Origin of the sequence: Luteimonas fraxinea (genome assembly GCF_021233355.1) — a bacterium.
Classification (GTDB): Bacteria; Pseudomonadota; Gammaproteobacteria; order Xanthomonadales; family Xanthomonadaceae; genus Luteimonas; species Luteimonas fraxinea.
The window spans coordinates 1,826,032-1,851,053 of the sequence record NZ_CP089507.1 but is presented as its reverse complement, the minus strand read 5'-3'; the positions used below and the strand labels follow the sequence as shown (position 1 = coordinate 1,851,053).

Genomic DNA, 25,022 nt, shown 5'->3' with positions numbered 1-25,022 from the left:
TGTTGTGGCCCGTTCGCGCCAGCTGCGATTCAGCGCGGCGGCGTTTCCGCATCGAGACTGGCCAGCACCGCCGCCGTGAATGTCGCCGGATCGAAGCGCTTGCCGGTCGGGTCCTCGCCCCGCCGCACCAGCACCACGCCGCGCGACGGCACCACGATCACGTACTGCCCGCGGTTGCCCATCGCGGCAAAGGTATCGGCCGGCACGCCAGGCGCGCGCTGCATCAGCCACAGGGTCGCGCCGTAGCCGAGATCGCCCTCGGGCTGGGGGCCGGACGGTGTGGTCGCCGCGCGCACCCAGCCTTCGGGCAGCAGGCGCCGGCCGTCGAACACGCCGTCCTGCTGCAGCAGCAGGCCGAAGCGGGCGAGGTCGCGCGCGGTCGACCAGACCTGGCTCGACAGCACGAAGCCGCCGCGCCAGTCGGTCTCGGCCACGGTGCGGGTCATGCCCAGCGGCCAGAACAGGTCGGTGAACGGTCGCGACAGCGCGCGTGCCTCGTCACCGGTCGCCGCACGCAGCGCGTGCACGGCCAGCACGCTGTCGTTGTTGGCGTAGCGGAACTGCGCGCCCGGCGGGTGCGCCAGCGGCCAGCCGGTCGCGGACTCAGCCACGGTGACGCCGCCGAAATACAGCGCGTCGGTGCGGTTGCCGGCGGTGTCGCTGTGCAGGCCGCTGGACATGCGCAGCAGCTGGTCGACGGTGATCGCGGCGCGCGGATCGCCGTTCGCCTGCCATTCGGGCACCGGCGCTGGCTTCGACGGATCGAGCTCGCCGGCCGCCTGCGCCACCCCGATCAGCGCGCCGGCCAGACTCTTGGCCACCGACCAGGTGCGCTGCGCGGTGTGTGGGCCGAAACCGTCGCGATAGCGCTCGGCGACGATGCGCCCGTCCTGCAGCACCAGCACGCCGGTGGTCGCATGGCCTTCGCCGTAATTCGGCGTGTCGAACGCGGCGGCAACTGCAGCTTCGAGCGCGGCTGCGTCGCCGCGTGGCGTTGCGGTCGCGTCGCGTTCGCCGAGCGGCCAGGGCCGATCATCGAGATCCGGTGTCGCGGTATCGAAGCGCGGCAACGTGGCGATCGCATCGACACCCGCGCCGATCGGCAGCTGCGCGCAGCCGAGATTCGGACGCCACGCGGCGATGCGCGGCGGCAGCGCGTCGTCGAACGCGACGGACACCGTGTGCGCGTCGGCATCGACCTCCGCGTCCAGCGCCAGCACGTCAGCCTGGTAATCGGGATAGATGCCGACGAACTCCAGCGCCTGCGCCTGTGCCGGCGTGCGCCCGGCATTGAACTGCACGCTGCACAGCGTCAGCGCCTTGTAGCCGGCGGCGATCGCGCGTGCGTGGGTCGCGCGTTCGCGTTCGGCCGTCGTCTGCGCGGCGGCGGACGTGGTGATGAGCAGCAGCGGCAGCAACAGGGCGAGACGCATCGGCATTCCGGGCAACGGGACTGAACGCCAGTGTAGGCGTCGCGCTTTGCCGCGCGACCTGCGACGGGCATCATGTCCGGCCGGACACACGCAACACACGGAGCAGGACATGACGGACGCCACTGGCACGCGACGCATCAAGCGTTCGAAGACGACGGCCCTGCTGTTGATGGGCACCGCGCCATTGTTGTTCACGGCCTGCCAGCGCACCGCGCCCGTGGAAGTGCAGGACGGCCTCTACACCTCGGTCGAAACCTGCGCGCAGGCGGTCGGCGACACGGCCACCTGCCGCATCGCGTTCGAGCAGGCCAAGCTGCAGTCTGCCGACACCGCGCCGCAGTACAGCAGCCGCGCCGCGTGCGAAGCCGAGTTCCCGGCCGAGGAATGCGTCGAGCAGAAGACCTCGACCGGTCATTCCTTCATCGGTCCGCTGATGGCGGGCTTCTTCCTGTCGCAGATGATGGGCGGCAACCGCGCCGGTCTCGCCCAGCAGACGCCGCAGGCCTCGCCCGCGTTCCGCGACAACCGCCAGGGCTGGCTGCGCCCGAACGGCGCGCCGGGCGCCGGCCGCGCCGGCATGGCGCCGGTGTCGGCGACGCCGGACCGTGCGGTCACCGCGAATCGCGGCGGCTTCGGTCGCTCGGCCAACGGTCGCAGCACCGGCGGCTGAGGTGCGGCGCATCGGAATTGTCGAACGCGGCGACTGGCAGGCGCAGGCCGCCGAGTGCGGCTTCCGGTTCCACACCATCGACGGCGCCCGCTACTGGGATGAGCGCGCGTACTATGCGTTCTCGATGGCGCAGATCGAGCACGACCTCGAAGACCCCAGCGTCGAAGTCCACCAGATGGCGATGGGCCTGGTCGACGAGATCGTCGAGAGCGATGCGCTGATGCAGCGCCTCGCGATTCCGGAGGCTTTCCGCGACTGGATCGCCGAGAGCTGGCGCAAGCGCGAACCGCATCTCTACGGCCGCCTGGATTTCGCCTACGACGGGAATGGGCCGGCCAAGCTCTACGAACTCAATTACGACACGCCGACCTCGCTGTTCGAGGCCGCGTTCTTCCAGTGGCAGTGGCTCGAGGACCAGCGCGCCAGCGGCCGCCTGCCGCGCGACGCCGACCAGTTCAATTCGATCCACGAGGCGTTGGTCGACCGCTTCGCCGAACTCGCCTCAAGCCTGCCGCCGCCGCTGCTGTTCGCCGCCGTGCGCGAATCCGAAGAAGACCAGGGCACGATCGCCTACCTGCGCGACTGCGCATCGCAGGCCGGCCTGCACGGCGCGGCGATCGCGCTCGAAGACATTGGCCTGTCCGAAGACGGCCGCTACACCGATCTCGACAACACGGTGATCGGTTCGCTGTTCAAGCTGTATCCGCTCGAAGACCTGTTCAACGACGACTTCGGCCGCGCGCTGCCCAAATCCGGCCTGCGTCTGATCGAACCGCCGTGGAAGGCCGTGCTGAGCAACAAAGGTCTGCTGCCGTTGCTGTGGGAGCGGCATCGCGGGCATCCGAATCTGCTCGCGGCCGAGTTCGACACCGGCGGCGACCTGCCCGCCGGCTGGGTACGCAAACCGCTGCACTCGCGCGAAGGCGCGAACATCGAACTGCATCTCGCCGACGGCCAGCGCCTGCACAGCGATGGTCCTTACGCCGGCCCGAGCATCCGCCAAGCCGCGCATCCGCTGCCGGCGTTCGATGGACACTACCCGATGGTCGGCAGCTGGATCGTCGGCGATCACGCGTGCGGCATCGGCATCCGCGAAGACGATTCGCCGATCACCCGCGACAGTGCACGCTTCGTGCCGCACGCGATCGTCGAGGCGGATGCACCGGCGACGTTCTACGCCTGAGGCGGGATAGAAACACTCGTTTGCGCTGCGTGTCGCCTCAAGCCGACCTTCGAGGTCAAGGAAATGCGCTTTGACCCTTCCCCCTCTGGGGGAAGGTGCCCGAAGGGCGGATGAGGGTGCTTTTCAACACTTCCGTTTAGTGCCCCAACCCTCACCCGACGCGCTTCGCGCGCCGACCTCTCCCGGAGGGAGAGGTGCTCAGTGGCCGCGCGCTGAAGCATGACGCGAGGCGGATGCACGAGGGGGAGAAGCGTCGCTACCCGCTCGTTCACAAGCCCGTTCCGCCGCTCCCACCCCCACTCCTGCGATCATGTACGCATGACCACGCCTCTCCCGTTCTCCGCACTCGCGCTCGCGCCCGCCCTGTTGCAGGGCGTCGATGCCCTCGGCTACACGTCGATGACCCCGATCCAGGCCGAATCGCTGCCGCCGATCCTCGAAGGCCGCGATGTCATCGCGCAGGCGCCGACCGGCAGCGGCAAGACCGCGGCGTTCGGGCTCGGCCTGCTGCAGAAGATCGACACCGGCCTGATCGAGACCCAGGCGCTGGTGCTGTGCCCGACACGCGAACTCGCAGACCAGGTCGGCAAGCAACTGCGCAAGCTCGCGCTCGGCATTCCGAACCTGAAGCTCTCGCTGCTGTGCGGCGGCATTCCGCTCGGCCCGCAGCTGGCCTCGCTGACGCATCCGCCGCATGTCGTCGTCGGTACGCCGGGGCGCATCCAGGAACTGGCGAAGAAGAAGGCGCTGCACCTGCGTCACGTGCGCACGCTGGTGCTCGACGAAGCCGACCGCATGCTCGACATGGGCTTCGAAGAGTCGATCCGCGACATCGTCAAGCGCGTGCCGCCGACGCGGCAGGGCCTGCTGTTCTCGGCCACGTTCCCGGACGGCATCCGCGATCTCGGCACCGCGATGCTGCGCGAGCCGGTGCAGATCGGCGTCGAAGGTGACGCGCCGGCGCCGAAGATCGAGCAGATCTTCCACGAGGTCGAACCGTCGCGCCGCGCACCGCAGCTGGCCGCGCTGCTGCTGCGCCATCGCCCGGAATCGGCGGTGGTGTTCTGCAACACCCGCGCCGACGTCAACGAGGTCGCCGGCTCGCTCGCGCACTACGGCTTCGATGCACTCGCCCTGCACGGCGACATGGAACAGCGCGACCGCGACGAGGTGCTGGTGCGATTCGCGAACCGCAGCTGCAATGTGCTGGTGGCCAGCGATGTCGCCGCGCGCGGGCTCGATGTCGAGGACATCGGCGCGGTGGTGAACTACGAGCTGCCGCATGACGCCGACACTTATGTGCACCGCATCGGCCGCACCGGTCGCGCAGGTCGTTCTGGGCTGGCGCTGAGTCTGGTCACGCCGCGCGAACTGCCGCGCACCGCGCTCGTCGAAGGACAATTCGGCGCGCCGCTGCGCTGGGAAAAGCTGTTGCCGCTCAGTGGCAAGGGCAGCGATGTGCCGGCCGCGCCGATGGTCACGTTGCGCATCGATGCCGGTCGCACCGACAAGCTGCGCCCAGGCGACATCGTCGGCGCGCTGACCGGCGAGGCCGGCCTGCACAAGGACGCGATCGGCAAGATCGATGTCTTCGCCACGCGCAGCTACGTCGCCATCGCGCGCGGCAAGGTGCAGCAGGCGGTCAATCATCTGCGCGACGGCAAGATCAAGGGCCGCCGCTTCCGCGTGCAGCCGCTTTGATATCGATATTTCTCACGAGATCATGAGAATCTGAGGAATGTCGGATTTGTGCTTGCAAGAACGACTGACGGACTTCTAGACTCCCCAGTCAAGTGGACTGGGGGTTCCCGGTCGGCGCTGGGCCTCGGTGAGTTCACCGGGGCCTTTCGCTTTCTGGGCTCGGATAAATTTTAAGTCCCCAGCCTTCATAGTCGCTGCCCGTGCGTTTTCGTCCTCCACGGCAGAAGAATTTATGTTTGAGCACGTCGAAGGCGCGATTCTCCTGGCCCGGGCGTAGGGTGGAGAGGCCGATCGGCCTGGCGACAAGATCCGCGAGCTGTAGGCCGGACGAGTTGGTCTTCTTGTCGGCCATGATGATCCGGAATGGGAGACGACGGCTCCATCGGTTTTCGCCATCGCAGATGCGACGGAACTCGAGTTCTAGATCGCGATCCTCTTTTGATCCTCTGCATTCCACGACGACGTGTGTCGGGAAATCCTGCTGTCCTTTCTCCGTCATCAATTCGTGGAGAGTCTCCAGACAGAAGCCTAGTGCGAGGTGGTAGGGATTGCTGTCAGCCTGTTGACGTTCACGCAATCTGCGTTTGTCGATGACACAGCTGATCAGAATAAAACGACTCTCTTCGATAATGCCGGTGAGTTCGTCGAGAAACGCATGCTTGTGAGCGCGATCATTGAATTTGAAAGCGCCGGTTTCTTTTCTGATCTCGTGCTCATGCAGAACGATAGAGTCATGACCGAAGTGCCGAAACTTGAAGCGTTCGATCGCCGTGACAACCTTCTCCGTGTAATGCCCTTTGTGAAACACGCAGAACGACAGCACGAAGACGGGATACTGGGCGTCCACCGAAGCAAGCCCGTGATCGCCACTTTCGTCCACATACACGATGTAACTCCCAAACTGCTGTACCTGAGCAGACAAACGCGGCGTGGAAGCCGCTTCTTCTACATGGTCAGGAAGTTGCAGTGAAAGCTGCCCATCTTTAGGTTGATCGTCATTGGTTCCGGCCACATGCAGCTCCTGGGTAACGATGCAGCTCGGAGAGCGCGATCCAGCGTAATCCAGGATGTCTACGAGAGAAAGTATCGCGCATGCGCCTGCTGATCATCACCTATGGCACCGAGGGCGACGCGCGACCGCTCGCCGCGCTTGGTTGCGCGTTGATGCGCGCCGGGCATTCGGTGCATCTGCTCGGCGATGCCGACACGCTTGACAGTGCCCGCGCGCTCGGCGTGCCGGCGACTGCATTGGCCGGCGACATCCGCGGCACGCTGTCGCGAATGCGGGCGATGCGCCAGATCGAACGCGCGCTGATCCGCATCGTCGAGGCGCGAACGCCCGAATGGATGCAGCAGGCGATGGCACTCGGCGCGGGCTGCGATGCAGTGATCGTGTCCGGCCTCACCGCGTTCGTCGGCCTGTCGGTGGCCGAGGCGCTGGGCGTGCCGGCGATCGGCGCGATGATGATTCCGATCAGTCCGACCGCTGCGTTCACCTCGCCGCTGTCGCCGCTGCGTCTGCCGCGCGTGCTCAACCGCAGCTCGCACGCGTTCGTGAACCACATGGTCTGGCGCACGTTCCGCGCGACGACGAATCGCGGCCGTGTGGCGATCGGTGTGCCGCCGCGCACGGCGCTGTGGACCGCGCACCCGGTGCTCTATGGCGTGTCGCCGGCGCTGCTGCCGGACATTGACGACTGGCCGGACGACGCGATCGCCTGCGGGCAGTGGGTGCCGCCGACGACAGACTGGACGCCGCCGGAAGGGCTTCTCGACTGGATCGAGTCCGGACCGCCGCCGGTCTATGCCGGCTTCGGCAGCATGAGCGGCTTCGATGCGCCGCGCGTGCGTGGCGCGCTGCTTGCGGCCGTCGGCGATCGGCGCGTGCTGTTCAATCCCGGCTGGAGCGGCATCGACACCACCGGTCTTCCCGCGAACATCCACGTCATCGGCAGCGTCCCGCACGACTGGCTGCTGCCGCGCTGCGCGCTGGCGATCCACCACGGCGGCTCGGGCACCACGCACTCCGCATGCCGCGCCGGGATTCCGTCGGTGATCCTTCCGTTCGCCGGCGACCAGCCGTTCTGGGCGGGCCGTCTGCGCGCGCTGGGCATCGCCGATCGCGTGCTGTCGGGCCGGCTTCCGTCCGCGTCCGGGCTGCGCGCCGCAATCGCATTCGCCGAGCGTTCCGATACCCGCGCGCGAGCAGCTTCACTCGGTGCCGCGATGCAGTCTGAAGACGGCTGTGCGACGGCGGTGGCGTGGATCGAGCGACGTGTGGGCGGCAGAACTGACGGCAGCCGCACGCCGCACGATCGCTGAACACACGCGCTGTACCTCGGGTCGACCCGAGGTCCGGACGTCCAGTGCTGTGGAGAAAATGAACTTCCCCATTGCACATGGACCGCAGCATATGAGCGACAACGCATCGGGCGTCTCGGGCGCCGACTCTTCGAACGGCGCCAACGACGCGCGCGGCGCTGCGGCTGAAGCCGCCGCCGAGCACGGTCTGGACGCCACCGCCAGCGCTTCCAACGAAGCCGTGTCCGCAGCCGAGACCGGCAAGGCCGCCGCCGCTGCGGGCGACACCTGCACCGCCGAAGCTTCGACGAACCGTGCGGAAGCGGCGGCTGCTGAAGCCGTCGAATCGGCTGCGGCATTGGCCGACATCGCGGCGAACAATCCGACGCCGGCAACCGAAGCGATGGCGGGTTTCGCGGCGAGCTATGCGCAGGCAGCGACCGAAGCCGCGGCGTCCGCGCGCAGTGCGCTCGACGGCATGCAGGCGTCGCAAGGTCTGGGCGCCTGCGTATCGGAAGCGCCGACGTCGCCGACGCAGGGATTGGCGCTGGGCACGATCAACCAGTTGGGCGGGATGTGGTCCTGACGCAGTAATAGCGCGTTCGTTCGACACGGAAAGCTAAAGCCCTTGGCGTCTGGAAATGAGGAGTCGGAGGCTGTCTGCTGCGCGCTCACGTGCTGCGCCCTCACTCGACGCGCGTTGCACGTCGATCTCTCCCGGAGGGAGAGATGTCGGGATCGCCCGGGTTCACCATGTGATCGGCTCAGCCCGCTTCGCGAAATCTGCGCACGTGCTCGATCAGCGCGCGCAGTTTCGGTGGCAGGTTGCGGCGGTCGGGGTAGTACAGAAAAAAGCCGGGGAACGGCGGCAGGTAGTCGTCGAGCAGCGTCACCAGTTCGCCGCGTGCGATCCACGGTGCGAACGTCTCCTCGATGCCGATCGTCAGGCCGCCGCCGGCCAGTGCGGTGCGCACCATCAGCAGCATGTCGTTGGTGGTGACCTGCGGCTGCACGGCGACATCGAAATCCTGGCCGTCCTGCACGAATTCCCAGCGATACGGCGCCACGCCCGGTGCGGGCCGCCAGCCGATGCAGCGGTGCGCGACCAGATCGCGCGGATGCGTCGGGGTGCCGTGTGCTTCCAGATAGCCGGGCGTCGCCACAACGACCTGGCGCACCGGTCCGGTCAGTGGCACCGCGATCATGTCCTGCTCGATGACCTCGCCCAGCCGCACGCCGGCATCGAAGCCTTTGGCGACGATGTCCGATTCGTCGTCGGTCACGGTCACGTCGAGCACGACCTGCGGGTAGGCCTGCGCGAAGCGCGCGACCAGCGGGCCGGCGAGAAAGCGTTCGGCGATCGAGGTCACCGCGACGCGCAGCAGGCCACGCGGTGGGCCATCGTCGAGCGCGTCGTCCAGCGCAGTGCCGATCCGCGCCAGCGGCTGCGCGATCTGTTGATGCAGGCGGTGCCCGGCCTCGGTCAGCCGCACGCTGCGGGTGGAGCGCGTCACCAGCGCGACGCCCAGCCGGTCCTCCAGCTTGCGCATGCCCTGGCTGACGGCCGAGCGGGTGACGCCCAGGCGATCGGCGGCGGCGCGGAAGTTGTCGCTTTCGGCGACCGCGACGAACACGCGCAGCAGGTTGAGGTCGAGATCCATTGGTTAGCGAGTCTAACCACAGCATCCAGCACGGAGGGGATTATCGCGACAGCGGACCGCTCCTACCGTATCTGCACCAGGCCCAGACGCCCAACGCAGGAGCTCTTCAATGCAGCAGGAACTCGCCAATCGCATCGTGCTGATCACCGGCGCCAGCAGCGGCATCGGTGCCGCGACCGCGCGTGAACTCGCCGCCCGTGGCGCCACCGTCGTGCTCGGCGCACGCCGCGTCGATCGTCTCGACGCACTGGTTGCCGACATCACCGCCGCCGGCGGCCGCGCAGAAGCGCGCGCGCTGGATGTGGTGTCGGCGGACGACATGCAGGCCTTCGCCGATCACGCACTCGCTGCGCACGGCCGCATCGATGCCCTCATCAATAACGCCGGCGTGATGCCGCTGTCGCCGTTGTCGGCGCGCAAGCGCGACGAGTGGGACCGCATGATCGACGTCAACATCCGCGGCGTGCTGCACGGCATCGCGGCAGTGCTGCCGGCGATGGAACAGCAGGGCTTCGGCCACGTCATCAACGTCGCCTCGATCGGCGCGCACCAGGTCTTTCCCACCTCGGCCGTGTACTGCGCCACCAAGTACGCGGTGTGGGCGATCTCGGAAGGCCTGCGGCAGGAGACCACCACGCTGCGCGTGACCGTGGTCAGCCCCGGCACCACGACCTCGGAACTCGCTGACACCATCATCCACGCCGGCGCGGCCCAAGGCATGCGCGATTTCCGCCGCATCACGATCGAGCCCGAGGCCATCGCCCGCGCGATCGCGTTCGCGATGACCCAGCCCGGCGACGTCGATGTCAGCGAGCTGATCGTGCGTCCCGTCGCGAGCCCGTACTGATGGCCGCCCGTACGTTGCCGCGCTGCTGCCGGCTCGCCGGCCTCGCGATCGCGATGGGACTCGCGGTGCCGGTGGTGTCCGCGCACGCCGGCGATGCGACGACGCATGTCACGACCCATGACAACGCCGCGCAGGTCCGCGCCGCGTTTGAGGCTTGGCGCCTCGGGCAGGGCAGCGTGTTCGACCTGCTCGCCGACGATGTCGTGTGGACCGTCGCCGGCGAGAGTCCGGTCTCGGGCACGTACCGCACGAAGCAGACGTTCCTCGACGAAGCAGTCGCGCCGATCACCGCCCGACTTGCGACGCCGATCGTGCCGCAGGTGGAGCGCATCGTCGCCGACGGCGCGCATGTCGTCGTGCTGTGGCAGGGCACCGCTGCCGCGCGCGACGGCAGCACGTACCGCAACCACTACGCCTGGCATCTGGAACTCGCCGACGGCCGCATCGTGCGCGTGACCGCCTTCCTCGACACCTGGGCGCTTGCGCAATTGCTCGATCCCACCTGAACACGTGACGCCCCGCGCGGCTACACTCGCCATCCGGATCTGGGGAGACCGCGCATGCAACACGAGACCGACGCCGCACCGCGGCCCGTCGACGGCACGCCGATGCCGGCCACGCCGGGTGGCCGCATCAGCTTCGAGCGTCTGCGCGAGCGCAGCGACGAACTCGAACTGCTGATCTCCGGCCTGCTGGTGTTCGGTCTGTTCACCGTGCCGGGGCGGCTGTTCGATGCGTGGGTGTCCAACACCGTCCACGCCGACGGCATGGCGCAGTACGCGATCTGGTTCGGCTTCGCGGTCGGCGTCGGCGTCAGCTACGCACTGGCGGCCGCGTTCATGACCCACATCGCGATCCGCGGTTACTGGGTCGGCCTGATCGGTCTGAAGGCGACCTTCCCTGACGGCGTGCGCTGGGACCGGCTCACTTCGATGGGCCCGGTGTCGCGCGGCTACCAGCGTGAGCTGATCGGCGACATCGGACAGGCCATCGAACGCGCCGACCGCATGGCATCGATCCTGTTCGCGATGAGCATCCTGATGGCGGTGACCATCGCCGGCATCGGCGTGACCGCGATCGCGTTGATGGTGCTCGGCAGTCTGGCCGGCGCCCTGTTCGGCATGGCCGACCGCGTCGCGCTGATCGTGGGCGTGGTGCTGTACGCGCTGTTCCTCGCCGGCACGCTGGCGATGGTGGTGTGCGAGAAAATGATCGCGCGCCGCGACGCGGCGGGACGTCCCAGCGACGGTCTGCGCCGCCTGTTGCTGCGGCTGCTGCGCCTCTACAGCGTGCTGGTGCCGCAGCGCCTGATCGGGCCGATGCAGCTCACACTGCAGAGCAATCTCAACGGCCGCGCGTTTCTCTTCGTGTACGCATTCGTCATCGGCGGCGCGATGGTGATCGGCGGCCTGCAGGTCATCAATTCGGTGAAGTTTTCGCTGCTGCAGGGCTACGAGGTCATCACCGAAGAGGCCGTCGACCACGGCATGCTCGGCGCCCACTACGAGAACATGCGCGCCGAGCACGACGCCCTGCTGCGCTATCCGATGATCCCGTCGGACCGCATCGCCGAAACGCATCTGCGGTTGTTCATTCCGCACCAGCCACAGCGCGACAACGCACTCGCACGCCGCCTGTGTCCGATGCTGACCGACGGCCGCAACACTGCAGAAGGCGCGGCCGCCACCCGCAACGCCATCGACTGCATGGCCGCCATGTGGACCGTCAGCATCGACGGCGTCGCGATTCCGCTCGACGACTTCGTGCCCATCGAACGTCGCGATCTCGGCATGCGTGGTCTCGTCGGCTACATCCCGCTCGGCGAACGTCAGCCCGGCCGCCACAACCTTGCACTGACGTGGAACGCGGGGGGCGCAGAAGACGGCAAGCAGCGCCGTCGCGAGTACCGCATCCCGTTCTGGTTCATTCCGCAGATCGCCGAGCGCGTGCAGCGGGATTGAGTCGTCAACGCGCGTCGAGCGTGATGTTCGGATGCGCGGCGATGATCTCCAGCACCAGATCGAAGAACGTCGGTCCACTGCCGGCCTCAAGCGCATCGAGGTCGCGCCGGATACGTGCCTTGTCGTAGCGGCCGGGTGTGTCGAGCTTGTCCTGCAGCCAGGCACGTGTGGCGTCGATGCCGAGCGCGTCGCGGCTGTGCGCGAAATCCGTCCAGACCAGCGTCACCGGCGCATCGCCATCGAGCGCGCCGTAGCCGCCGTAGAGCATGTCGTCGAGCGCATCGAGACTGTGGCCGAGCTGCCAGTCGACGCCGGTCATGAACACCCGGTTGATCGCGTCGTAGAAGGACGCGAGATCGTGGATGCGGTTGCCGTCGAGCGTCAGGATGCGGGTCATGGCGGCGGTCGATCCGGGGGCCGGCGATCATCGCATCGACGGTGTCAGCGCCGGTTGATCGCTGCTCGCACGGCCGATGCAAGCCTCGCATCGAATCCCACAATGCGTGCACTCAGTCCTTGTGGAACGTCGGCGGCGGGAACGTCGCGATCTTGGCCTCCTCCACCGCGGCGCGCGCTGCCGTCCAGTCATTTCGCAGGAATGCATGGATCGCGCCGATCTCCGCATCGCTCAGATGCGACAGCTGCTCCCGCGCGACGATGCCCATCAGACTGCCCTGCGCGTACAGATCGCGCCCGTCGCGCGCGACGCCGGTCCGCAGCAGCGTGGTGAACTCGGCCGGCGAATAGCTCTTGGCGAGCACCAGCGGCGGCGCGTTGATGATCTGTTTCGGCGTCTGGTGATGGCAGTTCACGCACCCGACGATGTAGACGAGATGCTCGCCGGACGGCACGGCCGCAACGGGGGCCGCAACCGTTGCGCCCGCGACCGGCACCACCGGTGGCTCGGGCGTACACGACGCCAGCCACGGCGCGCAGCAGAGGGCGAGGGCGCAAAGCCGTGAGCGGGTCATGCCGGGTCCTGTTTTCGAATGCATCCATCGAAAACAGACGTGGACAGCGGGGCGATGCGGCCAGGTCTCACACGCTTGGCGTTCGCGCCGTCGCAGGAAATGGTGGGGGCGATCGGCGATTGCTAGGCTTGCGCCGGCGTCGCGCGATGCCGCACACGGACCCCTGATGACGCACATCCGCCTGGGCACCTGGAGCCTGCTGCTCCTGCTCGCCAGCCTGCACGGCCTGCTGATGGCGGCGCTGCTGTGGCGGCCCCGCGACAACGGCACCGCCAACCGCGTACTCGCCGCGCTGCTGATCGTCATCGTGCTGAAGATCACCCCGTACACGATCGGCTACGCGGGTGTGTACGACGCGTTCCAGTGGCTGACGTTCGCGCCCTTTTACTGGGATCTGGCGATCGGGCCCTGCGTCTGGCTCTATGCGCGCCAGCTCTCGATCACGCGCCTGCCGCGCGGCTGGGCGTGGCATTTCCTGCCGGCGGCACTGCAGGGTGCTTACTACACCGTACAGTTCCTGCGGCCGCTGCCGGACAAGCTGGCGTTCAATGCGGCGGTCCATCATCCATGGGTGCTGCCGGTCGAAACCGCTGCGGTGCAGCTGTCGATGCTCCTTTATCTGGTGCTCGCGTATCGCAGCTTCCGCGGCTACCAGCACTGGCTCGAGCAACACAGCGCCGCGCGCGAGGAGTGGCGGCTGCGTTGGCTGCAGCGTTTCATCGTGGCGATGCTGGCGTGGAGTCTGCTGCGGCTGGGATTCGCGATCGCCGACCGCGTCGTGGGCGGGCTGGGCTACTTTCGCGAGTTCCCGATGTATGTGGCGCTCGCGGCGTTGGTCTATTACCTCGGGTTCGAAGGTTGGCGGCATGCGCGCGATGTGCGCCCGCGCATCGGTGATGCCGGCACGGGACCCGCAGCATCGGATGCGTCGGTCGACACGCCGCCTGTTACGCAGTCGGCCCGGGCGCCCCGCGACTGGGCTGCCCTCGGGGCGCGTATCGAGGCGGCGATCATTGAAGGAAGCTGGTGGCGGGAGCCGACCCTCGACCTCGACGAGCTGGCGCGGCGGGTCGGCAGCAACACCAACTACGTGTCCCGCGCGGTCAACGAAGGTCTCGGGCTGAGCTTCAGCGCCCTGATCAACCGCATGCGGGTCGAGGACGCACAACGCCGGCTGGTCGGCAGCGACGACATCCTCGACATCGGCCTGTCGGTCGGCTTCGGCTCCAAGGCCACCTTCAACCGGGTGTTCCGCGGGTCCACCGGCTGCACGCCCAGCGAGTGGCGGCGCACGCGACGTCCCGATTCCTGAAACGCGTGCAGGCGCTGGCGCGATGAGGCGCCGTGCGGCCGCTGCGGGCCGATGCTCCGACATCGTCTCCTCTGTCGGAACCTCCATGGCGCGCTTCGTACTGCTCCTGTGTTGTCTGTTCGCGTTTCCATTGCCCGTGTCGCTGGCCGCAGCGCCCGACCCGGATCGCGCGCGTCTGGACGATGTCCTGTCGGGCGCCGGCCTCGTCTCCGATGTCGATCGGCTGCAGCGCACCTACACGGCGCTCCATCCCGGCCTGTACCGCTACGCCACGCCCGAAGAAGTGCGGGCGCGCTTCGACGGTCTGCGTCGTGCACTCGCCGGCGGCGCTACGCGTGGCGAGGCCTTCCTGGCGTTTGCGCGTTTCGCGGCCACGATCCGCTGCGGACACACGTTTCCCAACGTCCTCAACCAGCCCGATGCGCTGCAGTCGGCGCTGCTCGGCGGCGCGCAGCGGCTGCCGTTCCACTTCCGCTGGATCGCAGGCCGCATGGTCGTGACCGACGGCCTCGGTATTCCGGATCTGCAACGCGGCGCAGACGTCCTCACCATCGGCGGCGTGCCTGCGCAGGACATGCTGACCGCGCTGCTGCAGGTCGCCCGCGCCGATGGCGGCAACGACGCCAAGCGCATCGCACAAATGCAGGTGCTGGGCTACGACGCCATCGAGATGTTCGATGTCTACCTCCCGCTGCTGTACCCCAAGCTCGGGGAGCGCCCGGTCGTGGTCTGGCGGAATCCCGATGGCACGCGAATCGAGCGCGCATTGCAGGGTTTGACACTCGCCCAGCGCAGCGAGCAGTTAGTGAATCTTTCCGCTGCCTCGCCCGAGGCGCCGGCATGGTCGCTCGACTCGCGCGACCCGGCGCTGGCGGTGCTGCACATGCCGAGCTGGGCCCTGTTCAACAGCACATGGGACTGGCGCGCGTTCATCGACACGTCGTTCGCGCAACTCGATGCAGCCGGCACGCCCGCGCTCGTCATCGATCTGCGCGGCAACGAAGGCGGGCTCGGGATTGGCGAGGTGCTGCTCGCCCATCTCGCGGCCGCACCGATCGAGCTCCCGCGCATCGAACATCGGGTCCGCGTCCGTCGTGTGCCGGACGACCTGCGCGCAGGCCTGTCGACCTGGGACCGCAGCTTCTACGACTGGGGCGACGCCGCGACGCCGCGCGGCGAGAATGATTTCCGCCTGACGCGCTGGCAGCCCGACACTGGCGTCGAACGCATCGTGCCTATCGCGCCGCGCTATACCGGGAAAGTCTTTGTCCTGATCGGTGCCGAGAACAGCTCGGCGACCTTCGAATTCGCGCAGCAGGCCAAAGCCAGCGGGCTGGCCACCCTGGTAGGGCAGGCCACCGGCGGCAACCAGCGCGGCATCAACGGCAGCGCATTCTTCTTCCTGACCCTGCCGCACAGTGGCATCGAGCTGGACCTGCCGCTGGTCGGCCAGTTTCCGCTCGGGCCATTCCCGGGCGGTGCGCCACCGGATGCCGGCATCGAGCCCGATATCCGCGTGGAGCACACGGTGCAGGACATCGTCGAAGGTCGCGATGCGGAAATGGACGCGGTCAGGCGCGCGCTGCGTGCCGGCTGAGATCCCGGATTTCGATGCGCGCTCGGATCGCGGTCAGGACGCGTCCGCCGCCTCCGGCGCGCCCATATTCCCCTTGCTGTACATGCCCGACCGGTCGAAACAGCACGCACGCCGCTTGCCCGAGCCCAGCATGTCGCAGGCGGTCGCCAGGCGCGTCACCCGTGTCTCCGCTTTCTTGCCCGACGTGATCCAGTGGATCCAGTCGCGACGCTGCACCGCGGTCAGCGTCTTCCACTGCGCGTGCGCGGGCGGATGACCGGCGAGCGCCTTGCGCACATCGGCGGGCACGGTCGGCTCGGGTGCTTCGGCCACGGGTGACAGCACGAGGTCGACGGTGTCTCCCGCCGCAAAGCCCGCCGCCTCGCGCAGGCGCTTGTCCACCTTGAACCAGTGGCTGCCCGCGCCGTCGGGCTCGAGCGTCGCCTGGAAAGACTGGCCGGCCAACGTGCCGTCGACGGTGACCATGCTGCGTGTCGGCAGCTGTCCGCTGACGGCGGGCGGCAAGACGATGAACGTCCACGTCGCGGCCTTCGGCGTAGCTGGGCGCAGCAGTCGGGCCTTGCAGCGGATCGGATCGGATGCACGCATGCGGCGACGATAAACCCGCCGCGCGGGCAACGCATGTGGCGGTCGATGCCGGTCGTCTGCGGAGCGCGCGTGACCGCCGGTTCTGGACGCCAATCGGCCGACCCGTCAGGCCGACGGCACGCGCTCACGATGCATGTGCCAGCGGTCTGGCAGGCCATGTCTCGTTCACGTCGACACCCGCCATGGATCGGTCTCGATTTAGATGCGCAAACCGACCTCGCCGTCACTTCCGCGAGAGGACGTTGGCCGGGCGGTGATTCCACCGCGCAGGAGTAGATGATGGCGAACGACCAGAAAGACGCGAAGAAGCCGCAGCAGAAGTCGGGCTCCGGCGCGGGTGACAGCAAGGGCGCAGACTCGCAGAAGAAGGACGGCGGCAAGTCCTCCAGTGGCGGCAAGGGCTCTTCGTCCAAGAAGTAAGGCGCTGGTACAGGCAGTCAGGAAGAACGGCGCCGATGGAGCCGTTTTTTTTTTAGGAGTGCATCAAGATTCTCTCTGTGACGCGTGCTTTAGCCCCTCTCCCCTCGGGAGAGGGGTTGGGGTGAGGGCAAGCGCCGTCGCAACATCCAATTGCCTACCCTTCAACCCACGAAGGTGCCGTGCACAACACAACGCCTACCGAGCGGTGCGATGAACTCGGGGCCGACATCAAGCCCGACTTGTCGATCGCCTCCACACTCGACGTGTCACGACACGGATCAGATACCAGGCACCTCCGTAGGATGGGTAGAACGCAGCGAAACCCATCGGCTTCACTGTGTTCGCTCGCGCGTCGTCGCACGATCCAACGCAGACGCGAAGATCACAATGGATCCCAGCGTGCGCTGGGATGACGAACTGCGGGTTTGTAGACGGCGCCCAACCACCGCGCACGGAGACACGCATGACCTGGTCCGCCACCCAGTACAGCCGCTTCGAAGACGAACGCACGCGCCCGTCTCGCGATCTGGTCGCCGCCATTCCGCGCGACAGCGTCGCGTATGCGGTCGATCTGGGCTGCGGCCCCGGCAACTCCACGCAGGTGCTGGCCGCGCGCTATCCGGACGCGACGATCCTCGGCATCGACAGCGCCGACGACATGATCCGCGCCGCGCGCGAACGTCTGCCGGACATCGCGTTCGCGGTCGCCGACATCGCCAGCTGGCGTGCCGAACGCCCGGTCGATGTGATCCTCGCCAACGCCTCGCTGCAGTGGCTGCCCGATCACGCGCAGCTGTACCCGCAGCTGCTGGCGCAGCTCGCCGACGGCGGCTGCCTCGCCGTGCAGACACCGGACAATCTCGGCGAGCCGCCGCATCGCGTCGCGCAGACGCTCGCCGCATCGCCGCGCTGGCTCCCGCGTATCGGCCATGTGCAGCATCCCGAGCGCCACGACGCCGCGTGGTACCACGCACTGCTGACGCCGCTGTGCAGTCGCGTCGACATCTGGCGCACGACCTATTTCCATCCGTTGGCCGATCACGCCGCCGTCGTCGAATGGTTCAAGGGCTCCGCACTCGGCCCCTACCTCGCGCCGCTGGACGACGCCGAGCGCAGTGAGTTTCTCGATGCCTATCTCGACGGCATCACACGCGCGATGCCCGCACAGGCAGATGGCAGCCTGCTGCTGCCGTTTCCGCGGCTGTTCGTGATCGCGCAGGTCTAGGATGCGGGGCCACTCCGGACCGAATGACCGCGCGCGCATGTTGCACTCGTCAGTCTCCATGGATACCGGCGAGCGACACGATACCCATCGGCTTGCGCAACGCCACACGGTGATCGATGCACTGCGTGGCTTCGCGCTGGTCGGTGTGTGGATGGTCAACCTGCGCTCGTTGAGCTTGTACGAAATGCTCGATGCGCAGCAGAAAGCCGGCCTGCCGAGCAGTACTTTCGACGGATTCGTCCTCGATGCGATGACGGCGCTGGTCGATATCAAGTTCATCACCATCTTCTCGTTGCTGTTCGGGCTCGGCTTCGCGCTGCAGCTCGAACGCGCGCAGGTGCGCGGCGCGGATGTGATGCGCCGCTACGTGCGGCGCCTCCTGGTCCTGCTGGCGATCGGGGCAGTCCACGCGTGGTTCGTCTGGTGGGGCGACATCCTGTTCACCTATGCGCTCGTGGGCCTGCTGATGATTCCCTTCCGACACGCATCCAGCCGGACGTTGATCGTGACCGGCCTGATCGTGGCGATGCTGCCGCCGCTCCTGACGCCCGTCATCCGCCCGCTGCTGCCTGCGCTGGCATCGCAGGCGGACATCTATGCTCGTGCACTCGACGCGTTCGCCGGCACGTCCTGGGCGGATACGCTCACAACCAATATGGCGATGTCGAACTGGGCGCGCCTCTCCAACTGGGCGCTGGTGTGTTTCGTGCTGGGGCGCTTCCTGCTGGGCTACTGGGCGGGTCGTGCTGGGCTGCTGCAGTCTCCCGATCAACATCGTCCGCTGCTGCTGCGCATTCTGATCGGCGCGCTCTTCACCTGGCTGCTGGCGACCGTGTTGTCCAAGATCCAGGCGCCCATGCGTACGACGTGGCCGGCCATCGATGTCGAGGCAGTGCGCATTGCGATCCGCATGCTGTTGCGTGCGGCGCCACTCGCACTGGGCATCGCATACGCCACCGGCTTCGTGCTGATGTTCTGTCGGCCTGGATGGAACCGCCGGCTCGGTGTCTTCGCACCGTTGGGCCGCATGGCGCTGACCAACTACCTCACGCAGAGCCTGCTCGCGATCGGCTTGTTCTACGGAATCGGTCTAGGCCTGGGCGCGCCACATGGGCTGGTCGGCCTGCTGCTGGCGTGGGTCGCGGTGCTGGCCCTGCAACTGTGGTGGAGCCGATGGTGGCTGGACCGGTTCCATTACGGGCCGGTCGAATGGATCTGGCGCTGGTGCACCAACGGGCAGCGCCCGACGCTGCGTCGACGGGACCGTGCCGCCGATTGATGCGGCGCGCCAGGCGCACCGGCGCTGCGACACGCAGCAGACCGCGGTCGGTATGTGAAGCGGTCGACGGTCGGAGCGGCGGTATCAGCACGGCGCCATTCGATGCGCTGCGAGATGCCGCGTGGGTCTAGCGGGACGCGAACTGCGTTGCCGCACACACGTGGTGCGGGAGACAGTCCGCCTGCGACGAAGTCGATGGAAAGCTCGACTGCGGCAGTTCGATGTCGATCGGTTTGCGGAGCATCCATGCAGCGACGAATGCGAACACGAACATCGCGACCAGAAGCAGCACGCATGCACCCAGCAGGATCTTGATGCCACGCGACATCGGCGCCGTGCGCCGGCGCGGGTAGCCGCATTGCGGGCAGGCGATCGCCCGATCACTGATCTCGCGTCCGCATTCCACGCATTGCACCAGCGCCATTCGAATCTTCTCCCCGTGAAGTGGACCGCACCTGCGTGACCCGAAGATCGACGTCGGCGCAGGCCGCCAGACTAACCCCGATCCGAAGCGTCATCCCAACCGCACGATTCTTTCATGCGGCCTTTGCAAACGGCGCCACACACTCGCCGTTCCCTTCAACGGAGTGACCCGCATGGGCCTGTTCTCGAAAATCGCCGACCGCATCTTCGGCCGCAAAGATGCACCCGCGCCGACGTCCAAGCCTGCCGCGCCCGCAAAGCCGGCGGCCGTGATTTTCACCGGCAGCGAGAACGATCCCAAGGTGTCGCCGCCGTCGCACAACCCGACGCCCGCCGCGACAGCGCCCGCGCAGCCGGCAGAGCCGGTCGATGTCGAAGCGGTGCTGACCGCGCTCGCCGCCGAGAAGGGTGGTGCCAGCGACTGGCGCCGTTCGATCGTCGACCTGCTGAAGTTGCTCGATCTCGATTCCAACCTCGAGGCGCGCAAGGAGCTCGCCGCCGAGCTCGACGTCAACGCCGGTGCGCACGGCAGTGCCGAGCAGAACCTCGCGCTGCACAAGGCCGTGATGCGCAAGCTGGCCGAGAACGGCGGCAAGGTCCCGGACGATCTGAAGGACTGACCGCTCGAAGCGGCATGTAGAAAAACGGGCCGGCGCCTCACACGCGCCGGCCCGCTGCGTTTCAGTCAATCCGTACCGCGCGACGCGATCAGCCGCGTCCTGCAGGTTTCACCACTACATCGATCGCGCCATCAGCGCCGCGCGCCGCGCGCACTTCGAACAGCTGGCCGCCTTCGACATCGGTCATGAAGAACTCGACCGCGCCGTCGGTTGCGAACTGCGGCGGATGGAAGCTGTAGCCACCACGCTCGATCGCGCCGCGGTGCGCATCACTGGAGATGTTCGCCGCGGCCTTGGGCACGCGTCCCGGTGGCACGTCTTCGCCGAATGCGGCCACCGCTTCGGCCCACAGCGCCGGGCTTGCTTCGTCGCCGCAGGCGTCGAGGACGCGCGCCAGCGCATCCGCGTCGCCACGGCCGACGACTTCGTCGCCATGCAGCACCGCATAGGTCTTCGTCGAGGCCGACAGCACATTGTTCGAGCGCACGCCCACCAGGCGGCATGCACCTGCGGCCCCGTCCGGCACGTCGGTCACCACGACATCCGCCACCTGCCATCCATTGGCGTCCGCGGCTACTTCGGCCACGCGCTTGCTGGTCTCGTCCATCGTCTCCGCCGTCGATTCGGTTGGGGTGGCCGCGGGCGCAGCCGCCTGCTGCGCGCACCCGGTCGGGGCGACGATCAACAGGCAACAGCCGGCGGCATGGATCAGCTTACGCATTGGTCAGATTGTTCGTGCCATCGGGCCCAGTGGTGACGCCGGCAGACTGTGACAGCTCCGGCGGCAAGGGTGTGCCATTGGTTTCGGCCTCTTTCTTCGCCTGCACCAGCGCGTTGACCTCGGCGCGGGCGTTGTCGACCGTCAGATCGCTGCGCCCGAGAATCGTATTGAGATGATCCACGATCCCCTGCGCATCCGCGCCCTTCGCATCCAGCAGCGCGGCGAGGTGGTCGTAGCTGCCATCCACGTTGACGAAGCCGGCCACGCGGTCGATGACGTCCGCGACCGTCGGCGTGCGACCGTGCTGTGCCTGCGAGCCGACGTAGAACGCGCGGTATTCCTCATGGAACCCGTACGACGAGTTGAGGGACAGACTCTTGTCCCAGTTGCGCATGTGGTTCACCTCATGCACGAAGGTATGGCCGATCACGCGCAGCTCGCCGCCCAGCGTCGACGACATCGACATGTCGACCGGATTGTTGTCGGCGCCGATGTACGCACGATTCATCTGGAACAGGTCGCCCGGTTCGGGCGGCACGGAGCCGTAGGCCGAGGTCTCGCCGAAGTCGAAGCGGTACGGCGCGTCATCGGCCAGGAACAGATCCAGCGTGTTGTCGATGATGGTCATGTCGCCGGCATCGTTCTGCGACAGGTAGGCCACCGCCTTCAACGCGCGCTGGCTGTCGCCCAGATCGAAATCGCGGAACCAGTCCTTGCCGATCAGCTGCCCGAGGTTCTCGACCGAGCGCGAATCGGGATAGTTGCGCACCTGGCTCAGCAACGCGGTGCGCTCGTCGGCGCCGAACTGGTCGCTCGACTGGAAGTCCGCGCTTTCGATCAGCGTCTTGAGCGCGGCCGGCAGATCGGTGTCGCCAGGCGTGCGGTTGGCCAGCGCCTCGGTCACCAGGCGCTGGTCCGCCGGCGACAGCGCCTTGAACTCCGGCGTCTGCAGCAGCGCCGCCTCGCTCAGCGCGGCGGTGCGCTGCGCCGGCGTCATCGCCTGGAACGAGGGATCGCCGACCAGCGTGGCGAGATCACGTGCGACCGACGTCGACGCCCCTGAATCGACGAACGCCTGCGCGACCAGTGCGCGGTCCGCGTCCGACAGCGCCGCGTAGGCCGGCGTGTTCTGCAGCGCGCTCGCCGCCGCGGCACCTTCGGGCGTCAGGCTGCGCAGCAGTTCGCTCGCACGCGTGGTGTCGCCGGACTGCTGCAGCAGCTGCAGGGTGTCTTTCACCTCCTGCGGCACGCCGGGATCGGCGAGCGCGGCGGCAATGTCGGCATCGCCCACGGTGCCATCGCGCGCGGCGGAAAAGGGATTCCAAGCCGAAGACCGCTGCCCGGCCGCGGTGTCGAGCAGGGCGTTGTACGCGCCCGGTCCCGCGAGTTCCTGTGCGGCCGACTGCAAATCGTCGCGGCTGATGCGCCCATCGAATCCGCCGGACCCGTTGGCGGTATCGAGGTAGCGCTGCGAGACCGCGCTGTCGAGCAGGAATTGCGCGGCCTCGCGCAGGTCCTGCGGCGTCGACCCATCGGCGATCAGGGCTTCGAGATCGCTGGTGGTGATCCGCGAGGCGTCGCTGAAGAAGCCGGTGTCGGCAGCGGCGGCGCGATCGTAGTGGGTGAGCAGCGTATTCGTGGCGGAAGACAGGGGATTGGTCATGGCCGGAACCTGGCGCGCGCGGGACGTGGCGTCAGCGTGCAACCTGCCTGTCACGTCGCCCAGTGGGGCCGCCCCTAGGGGCGACGCCTGGTGTTCAGGTGACCACGCGCGCCATCCGCGCCGCCACGCGTTCTGAAGCGCCCTCGGACTGCACCACCGCTGGATCACAGCCCCCGCGTCCCCGCGTTTGCACACCCGCTCGCGTTACGATGCCGGTCCCCACGCCGCACCTCCAGATTCCGCATGAAGGCCCGCACCTCCGACGCATTGCAGGCGGCATGAGCAAGGCGTTCCGCCGTCCGGAGGGACGCGCTCCGTCCCGCAACGAACGTCTGCAGCCGTGGTTCGCCGCGCTCGTCAGCGCGGTGCTGCACGTGCTGTTCGCGTATCTGTTGCTGACCTCGCAGCCCATCGTCTTCAAGACGCCGCAGGGCTCATCGGCCGGCAGCCCGATGGCGGTCGAGTACATCGGCATCACCCCGCCGCAGCCGGTGACCGCGCCGATTGCGAGCCCGCCGCCGCAGACGCCGCCCACCCAGGCCGCGCCCGTGACCTCGCGTGTGGTGACCACGCGCGTCGAGGAAGCCGCCGAACCGGTGCCGCCCGACGAGGTCGCGCCCGTCGAATCCCTCACCGAGGTCCGCCCGCCGCGTCCTGCGCCGCCGGCCCCGGCGACACCGCCGCAACCTGTGCAGTCGCAGGCCGCCGCCAGCCCGCCCGATGCCCAGCATCGCGCGCGCACCTGGGGCCAGCCGCCCGGCATGCTTCCCGAGGCCACCGCGCCGGTGAACGCCGGTCGCGAGCGCACCGCGCAGATCGGCCAGGGCCGCGGCCGCGATTCCACGTCAGACCAGCCCAGTCTCGAAGTCGGCGGCTACCAGGTGGTCTACGACACCACCAGCGAAACCCGCTTGCGCGAATGGCGCGACGAAGGCGTCACCGAACTCTTCATCCCGCTGCCGGGCACCCGCGACTACATGGTCTGCCCGCTGGAAACCGCGCTGCGCCGCGAGTCCAGCGACTGCCGCATGCTCGCCCCGGAAGATCCGGCGATGGCCAACATCCGCGACTCACGCGAAGTCATCGGCTTCCATCGCGTCTACCGCCGCGGCGAAGTCGTCTGGCGCGGGCCGGGGCCGTACCGCTGATTCCCCGCGGTCGTCTTGATCGCGCCGCGACGCCCCGGCCGCACACTGCGCGTCCACACCGGAGACGCCGCATGCCGCGCAACGCCCGCCATCTGCTGGCCCTCGTGATCGCCGCCTGCCTGTCCGCGGGCTGCAGCCGGACCGACACCGCCGACACCGCCGCGTCTTCCGCCACGCCGGACGCACCTGCTGCCGCGGCTACCGACGATCCCGCGCTGCGCAGCTACTACGACGGCCTAGTCGCCACCCACGGCGAAGACATCGCAACCTGCCCGCAGGCCGAGTCGCCGGATGCGCAGGCCTGCGCCGATGAAGACGTCGCCGGCCTGCCCGCCGCACCGCGTCGCGTGCTGCTGATGCTCGATGCCTCCGGCTCGATGGCCGGTCGCCAGGGCGGGGAGACCAAACTCGTGATCGCGCAGGACGCGCTGCTCGACTTCGCGCGCCGCATCGAAGGCGACGCCCAGGTCGCATTACGCGTCTACGGCCATCGCGGCGGCAACCGTGAGCAGGACAAGCCCGAGTCCTGCCGCGCCACCGAACTCGTGCAGCCCTTCGCGCCGCGCGACCCGGCCGCGTTCGAAACCGCCGTGCGTGCGTTCCAGCCCAGCGGTTTCACTCCGATCGCCGCGTCGCTGCAGGCCGCCGCGCGCGACTTCGCCGATGGCGGCGCGAATGCCGACGGCAACGTGGTCTATCTCGTCTCCGACGGCATCGAAACCTGCGACGGCGATCCCGTCGCCGCGGCGCGCGCGCTGCAGGCCAGCGACATCGGCGTGGTCGTCAACGTGATCGGCTTCGATGTCGATGCGCAGGCCGAACAGCAGCTGCGCAGCGTCGCCGAAGCCGGGGGCGGCGAGTATCTGGCCGCGCAGAACCGCGCCGATCTCAATGCGCTGTTGAACCGCCGTCTTGCCGCGATCAGTGCGCGCTTCAACTGCCGCATCGGCGCTGCATCGACCGCGTACAACCGCACGGTCGGCACGCATGCCGAGCGCTACAACTGCCTCGTCGACAAGGCCAGTGCCGAATTCAACGCGATCGTCTCGGCCACATCCGCCGACTACAACACCGGCCGCGCGACCTCGGAGCAGCGCAGCTACGCCAACGACCAGGCCAGCGCCAAGCGCGACGGCATCATCGAGCCCGCCAAGGCCGAGCGCGATGCCACGGTGTCGCGTTCCAGCAACGCGCGCGACGCCGGCGTGGATGCAGCGCAAACCGATCGCGAAGCGGCCACGCAGGACGCGCGCGACGGCGACACGCGGTGATCCTGTCAGCCGCATGACCGCCGCCGC

At 68.0% G+C, this 25,022-nt stretch carries 25 protein-coding genes; 16 read left to right on the top strand and 9 right to left on the bottom strand.

The features are described 5' to 3' along the window. Positions 1-29: 29 nt before the first annotated feature. Positions 30-1,433 carry a serine hydrolase domain-containing protein gene (locus LU699_RS08225; protein ID WP_232136455.1) on the bottom strand — a complete coding sequence of 468 codons (1,404 nt, stop codon included), beginning with the start codon at positions 1,431-1,433 and terminating at the stop codon, positions 30-32. A gap of 136 nt (positions 1,434-1,569) precedes the next feature. Here LU699_RS08225 and LU699_RS08220 point away from each other — a divergent pair, with 136 nt between their 5' ends. The 3 genes from LU699_RS08220 (at position 1,570) to dbpA (ending at position 4,987) form a co-directional block, all read left to right on the top strand. Further along, entirely contained in the window at positions 1,570-2,103 is a 534-nt protein-coding gene (locus tag LU699_RS08220; protein ID WP_232136836.1) for a DUF1190 domain-containing protein, read from the top strand. Between the two features lies 1 nt (position 2,104). Continuing rightward, a complete protein-coding gene (locus LU699_RS08215; RefSeq protein WP_232580548.1) occupies positions 2,105-3,286 on the top strand; it encodes a glutathionylspermidine synthase family protein in 1,182 nt (393 codons plus the stop codon). Between the two features lie 318 nt (positions 3,287-3,604). Continuing rightward, positions 3,605-4,987 carry an ATP-dependent RNA helicase DbpA gene (gene dbpA, locus LU699_RS08210; protein ID WP_232136452.1) on the top strand — a complete coding sequence of 461 codons (1,383 nt, stop codon included), beginning with the start codon at positions 3,605-3,607 and terminating at the stop codon, positions 4,985-4,987. Between the two features lie 133 nt (positions 4,988-5,120). On the opposite strand, the gene LU699_RS08205 is transcribed toward dbpA, so the two are convergent. Further along, positions 5,121-5,999, bottom strand: a complete 879-nt coding sequence (locus tag LU699_RS08205; protein ID WP_232580547.1) for a DUF3800 domain-containing protein — start codon at positions 5,997-5,999, stop codon at positions 5,121-5,123. An 80-nt stretch (positions 6,000-6,079) separates the two neighbouring features. Between LU699_RS08205 and LU699_RS08200 the strand changes: the two genes are divergently transcribed. Next, positions 6,080-7,309 (top strand): glycosyltransferase, encoded by a 1,230-nt coding sequence (locus tag LU699_RS08200; protein WP_232136449.1) that lies wholly within the window; start codon positions 6,080-6,082, stop codon positions 7,307-7,309. A 91-nt stretch (positions 7,310-7,400) separates the two neighbouring features. Further along, complete coding sequence (locus LU699_RS08195) at positions 7,401-7,874, top strand: hypothetical protein (protein ID WP_232136448.1); 474 nt, start codon at positions 7,401-7,403, stop codon at positions 7,872-7,874. A gap of 178 nt (positions 7,875-8,052) precedes the next feature. Here LU699_RS08195 and LU699_RS08190 read toward each other — a convergent pair whose 3' ends face one another. Next, complete coding sequence (locus LU699_RS08190; protein ID WP_232136447.1) at positions 8,053-8,949, bottom strand: LysR family transcriptional regulator; 897 nt, start codon at positions 8,947-8,949, stop codon at positions 8,053-8,055. Between the two features lie 109 nt (positions 8,950-9,058). Between LU699_RS08190 and LU699_RS08185 the strand changes: the two genes are divergently transcribed. Genes LU699_RS08185 through LU699_RS08175 form a run of 3 tightly spaced genes read left to right on the top strand, consistent with a single transcriptional unit; the run spans position 9,059 to position 11,757 of the window. Beyond that, positions 9,059-9,796 carry an SDR family oxidoreductase gene (locus LU699_RS08185; protein ID WP_232136446.1) on the top strand — a complete coding sequence of 246 codons (738 nt, stop codon included), beginning with the start codon at positions 9,059-9,061 and terminating at the stop codon, positions 9,794-9,796. Next, entirely contained in the window at positions 9,796-10,302 is a 507-nt protein-coding gene (locus LU699_RS08180) for a nuclear transport factor 2 family protein (protein ID WP_232136444.1), read from the top strand. Before LU699_RS08185 ends, LU699_RS08180 begins: the two co-directional genes overlap by 1 nt. Positions 10,303-10,356: 54 nt before the next feature. Continuing rightward, entirely contained in the window at positions 10,357-11,757 is a 1,401-nt protein-coding gene (locus tag LU699_RS08175) for a hypothetical protein (protein ID WP_232136443.1), read from the top strand. 4 nt (positions 11,758-11,761) lie between these two features. On the opposite strand, the gene LU699_RS08170 is transcribed toward LU699_RS08175, so the two are convergent. Together LU699_RS08170 and LU699_RS08165 are read right to left on the bottom strand one after the other, a co-directional pair. After that, entirely contained in the window at positions 11,762-12,154 is a 393-nt protein-coding gene (locus tag LU699_RS08170) for a barstar family protein (protein ID WP_232136442.1), read from the bottom strand. 112 nt (positions 12,155-12,266) lie between these two features. Continuing rightward, positions 12,267-12,728, bottom strand: coding sequence for a hypothetical protein (locus LU699_RS08165; RefSeq protein ID WP_232136441.1), 462 nt, complete (start codon positions 12,726-12,728; stop codon positions 12,267-12,269). A gap of 166 nt (positions 12,729-12,894) precedes the next feature. Between LU699_RS08165 and LU699_RS08160 the strand changes: the two genes are divergently transcribed. After that, entirely contained in the window at positions 12,895-14,040 is a 1,146-nt protein-coding gene (locus LU699_RS08160; RefSeq protein WP_232136440.1) for a helix-turn-helix domain-containing protein, read from the top strand. 85 nt (positions 14,041-14,125) lie between these two features. Further along, positions 14,126-15,637 (top strand): S41 family peptidase, encoded by a 1,512-nt coding sequence (locus LU699_RS08155; RefSeq protein ID WP_232136439.1) that lies wholly within the window; start codon positions 14,126-14,128, stop codon positions 15,635-15,637. 33 nt (positions 15,638-15,670) lie between these two features. On the opposite strand, the gene LU699_RS08150 is transcribed toward LU699_RS08155, so the two are convergent. Further along, complete coding sequence (locus LU699_RS08150; protein ID WP_232136438.1) at positions 15,671-16,225, bottom strand: YdeI/OmpD-associated family protein; 555 nt, start codon at positions 16,223-16,225, stop codon at positions 15,671-15,673. Positions 16,226-16,504: 279 nt separating this feature from the next. On the opposite strand from LU699_RS08150, the gene LU699_RS08145 reads away from it, so the two are divergent. The 3 genes from LU699_RS08145 to LU699_RS08135 all read left to right on the top strand — a co-directional run bounded on the left by LU699_RS08145 (position 16,505) and on the right by LU699_RS08135 (position 19,149). Further along, positions 16,505-16,645 carry a hypothetical protein gene (locus LU699_RS08145; RefSeq protein ID WP_232136437.1) on the top strand — a complete coding sequence of 47 codons (141 nt, stop codon included), beginning with the start codon at positions 16,505-16,507 and terminating at the stop codon, positions 16,643-16,645. 463 nt (positions 16,646-17,108) lie between these two features. Then, positions 17,109-17,870, top strand: coding sequence for a trans-aconitate 2-methyltransferase (gene tam, locus LU699_RS08140; protein WP_232136436.1), 762 nt, complete (start codon positions 17,109-17,111; stop codon positions 17,868-17,870). Between the two features lie 37 nt (positions 17,871-17,907). Next, complete coding sequence (locus LU699_RS08135) at positions 17,908-19,149, top strand: DUF418 domain-containing protein (RefSeq protein WP_232136434.1); 1,242 nt, start codon at positions 17,908-17,910, stop codon at positions 19,147-19,149. 127 nt (positions 19,150-19,276) lie between these two features. On the opposite strand, the gene LU699_RS08130 is transcribed toward LU699_RS08135, so the two are convergent. Beyond that, the gene (locus LU699_RS08130) at positions 19,277-19,573 is read right to left on the bottom strand and encodes a zinc ribbon domain-containing protein (protein WP_232136433.1); all 297 of its coding nucleotides are present in this window, start codon (positions 19,571-19,573) and stop codon (positions 19,277-19,279) included. A 172-nt stretch (positions 19,574-19,745) separates the two neighbouring features. Between LU699_RS08130 and LU699_RS08125 the strand changes: the two genes are divergently transcribed. Then, positions 19,746-20,192, top strand: a complete 447-nt coding sequence (locus LU699_RS08125) for a DUF3597 domain-containing protein (protein WP_232136432.1) — start codon at positions 19,746-19,748, stop codon at positions 20,190-20,192. Positions 20,193-20,280: 88 nt separating this feature from the next. Here LU699_RS08125 and LU699_RS08120 read toward each other — a convergent pair whose 3' ends face one another. Both LU699_RS08120 and LU699_RS08115 read right to left on the bottom strand, forming a co-directional pair. Continuing rightward, on the bottom strand, positions 20,281-20,913 hold the full coding sequence (locus LU699_RS08120) for a hypothetical protein (protein ID WP_232136431.1): 633 nt from the start codon (positions 20,911-20,913) through the stop codon (positions 20,281-20,283). After that, positions 20,906-22,576 carry a hypothetical protein gene (locus LU699_RS08115; RefSeq protein ID WP_232136430.1) on the bottom strand — a complete coding sequence of 557 codons (1,671 nt, stop codon included), beginning with the start codon at positions 22,574-22,576 and terminating at the stop codon, positions 20,906-20,908. The genes LU699_RS08120 and LU699_RS08115 overlap by 8 nt, the downstream gene beginning before the upstream one ends. Before the next feature lie 278 nt (positions 22,577-22,854). Between LU699_RS08115 and LU699_RS08110 the strand changes: the two genes are divergently transcribed. Next, the gene (locus LU699_RS08110; RefSeq protein WP_232136429.1) at positions 22,855-23,724 is read left to right on the top strand and encodes a type II toxin-antitoxin system RelE/ParE family toxin; all 870 of its coding nucleotides are present in this window, start codon (positions 22,855-22,857) and stop codon (positions 23,722-23,724) included. A 71-nt stretch (positions 23,725-23,795) separates the two neighbouring features. Further along, a complete protein-coding gene (locus LU699_RS08105) occupies positions 23,796-24,995 on the top strand; it encodes a VWA domain-containing protein (protein ID WP_232136428.1) in 1,200 nt (399 codons plus the stop codon). Positions 24,996-25,022: the final 27 nt, after the last annotated feature.

What these genes read in the sequence shown, in the direction of transcription:
- LU699_RS08105 (WP_232136428.1), top strand. Translation starts at nt 23,796, where the DNA reads ATGCCGCGCAACGCCCGCCATCTGCTGGCCCTCGTGATCGCCGCCTGC.
- LU699_RS08155 (WP_232136439.1), top strand. Translation starts at nt 14,126, where the DNA reads ATGGCGCGCTTCGTACTGCTCCTGTGTTGTCTGTTCGCGTTTCCATTG.
- LU699_RS08120 (WP_232136431.1), bottom strand. Translation starts at nt 20,913, where the DNA reads ATGCGTAAGCTGATCCATGCCGCCGGCTGTTGCCTGTTGATCGTCGCC.
- LU699_RS08170 (WP_232136442.1), bottom strand. Translation starts at nt 12,154, where the DNA reads ATGACCCGCATCCTGACGCTCGACGGCAACCGCATCCACGATCTCGCG.
- tam (WP_232136436.1), top strand. Translation starts at nt 17,109, where the DNA reads ATGACCTGGTCCGCCACCCAGTACAGCCGCTTCGAAGACGAACGCACG.
- LU699_RS08225 (WP_232136455.1), bottom strand. Translation starts at nt 1,433, where the DNA reads ATGCGTCTCGCCCTGTTGCTGCCGCTGCTGCTCATCACCACGTCCGCC.
- LU699_RS08160 (WP_232136440.1), top strand. Translation starts at nt 12,895, where the DNA reads ATGACGCACATCCGCCTGGGCACCTGGAGCCTGCTGCTCCTGCTCGCC.
- LU699_RS08125 (WP_232136432.1), top strand. Translation starts at nt 19,746, where the DNA reads ATGGGCCTGTTCTCGAAAATCGCCGACCGCATCTTCGGCCGCAAAGAT.
- LU699_RS08180 (WP_232136444.1), top strand. Translation starts at nt 9,796, where the DNA reads ATGGCCGCCCGTACGTTGCCGCGCTGCTGCCGGCTCGCCGGCCTCGCG.
- LU699_RS08150 (WP_232136438.1), bottom strand. Translation starts at nt 16,225, where the DNA reads ATGCGTGCATCCGATCCGATCCGCTGCAAGGCCCGACTGCTGCGCCCA.
- LU699_RS08190 (WP_232136447.1), bottom strand. Translation starts at nt 8,949, where the DNA reads ATGGATCTCGACCTCAACCTGCTGCGCGTGTTCGTCGCGGTCGCCGAA.
- LU699_RS08165 (WP_232136441.1), bottom strand. Translation starts at nt 12,728, where the DNA reads ATGACCCGCTCACGGCTTTGCGCCCTCGCCCTCTGCTGCGCGCCGTGG.
- LU699_RS08145 (WP_232136437.1), top strand. Translation starts at nt 16,505, where the DNA reads ATGGCGAACGACCAGAAAGACGCGAAGAAGCCGCAGCAGAAGTCGGGC.
- LU699_RS08110 (WP_232136429.1), top strand. Translation starts at nt 22,855, where the DNA reads ATGAGCAAGGCGTTCCGCCGTCCGGAGGGACGCGCTCCGTCCCGCAAC.
- LU699_RS08200 (WP_232136449.1), top strand. Translation starts at nt 6,080, where the DNA reads ATGCGCCTGCTGATCATCACCTATGGCACCGAGGGCGACGCGCGACCG.
- LU699_RS08130 (WP_232136433.1), bottom strand. Translation starts at nt 19,573, where the DNA reads ATGGCGCTGGTGCAATGCGTGGAATGCGGACGCGAGATCAGTGATCGG.
- LU699_RS08115 (WP_232136430.1), bottom strand. Translation starts at nt 22,576, where the DNA reads ATGACCAATCCCCTGTCTTCCGCCACGAATACGCTGCTCACCCACTAC.
- LU699_RS08195 (WP_232136448.1), top strand. Translation starts at nt 7,401, where the DNA reads ATGAGCGACAACGCATCGGGCGTCTCGGGCGCCGACTCTTCGAACGGC.
- LU699_RS08185 (WP_232136446.1), top strand. Translation starts at nt 9,059, where the DNA reads ATGCAGCAGGAACTCGCCAATCGCATCGTGCTGATCACCGGCGCCAGC.
- LU699_RS08175 (WP_232136443.1), top strand. Translation starts at nt 10,357, where the DNA reads ATGCAACACGAGACCGACGCCGCACCGCGGCCCGTCGACGGCACGCCG.
- dbpA (WP_232136452.1), top strand. Translation starts at nt 3,605, where the DNA reads ATGACCACGCCTCTCCCGTTCTCCGCACTCGCGCTCGCGCCCGCCCTG.
- LU699_RS08135 (WP_232136434.1), top strand. Translation starts at nt 17,908, where the DNA reads ATGTTGCACTCGTCAGTCTCCATGGATACCGGCGAGCGACACGATACC.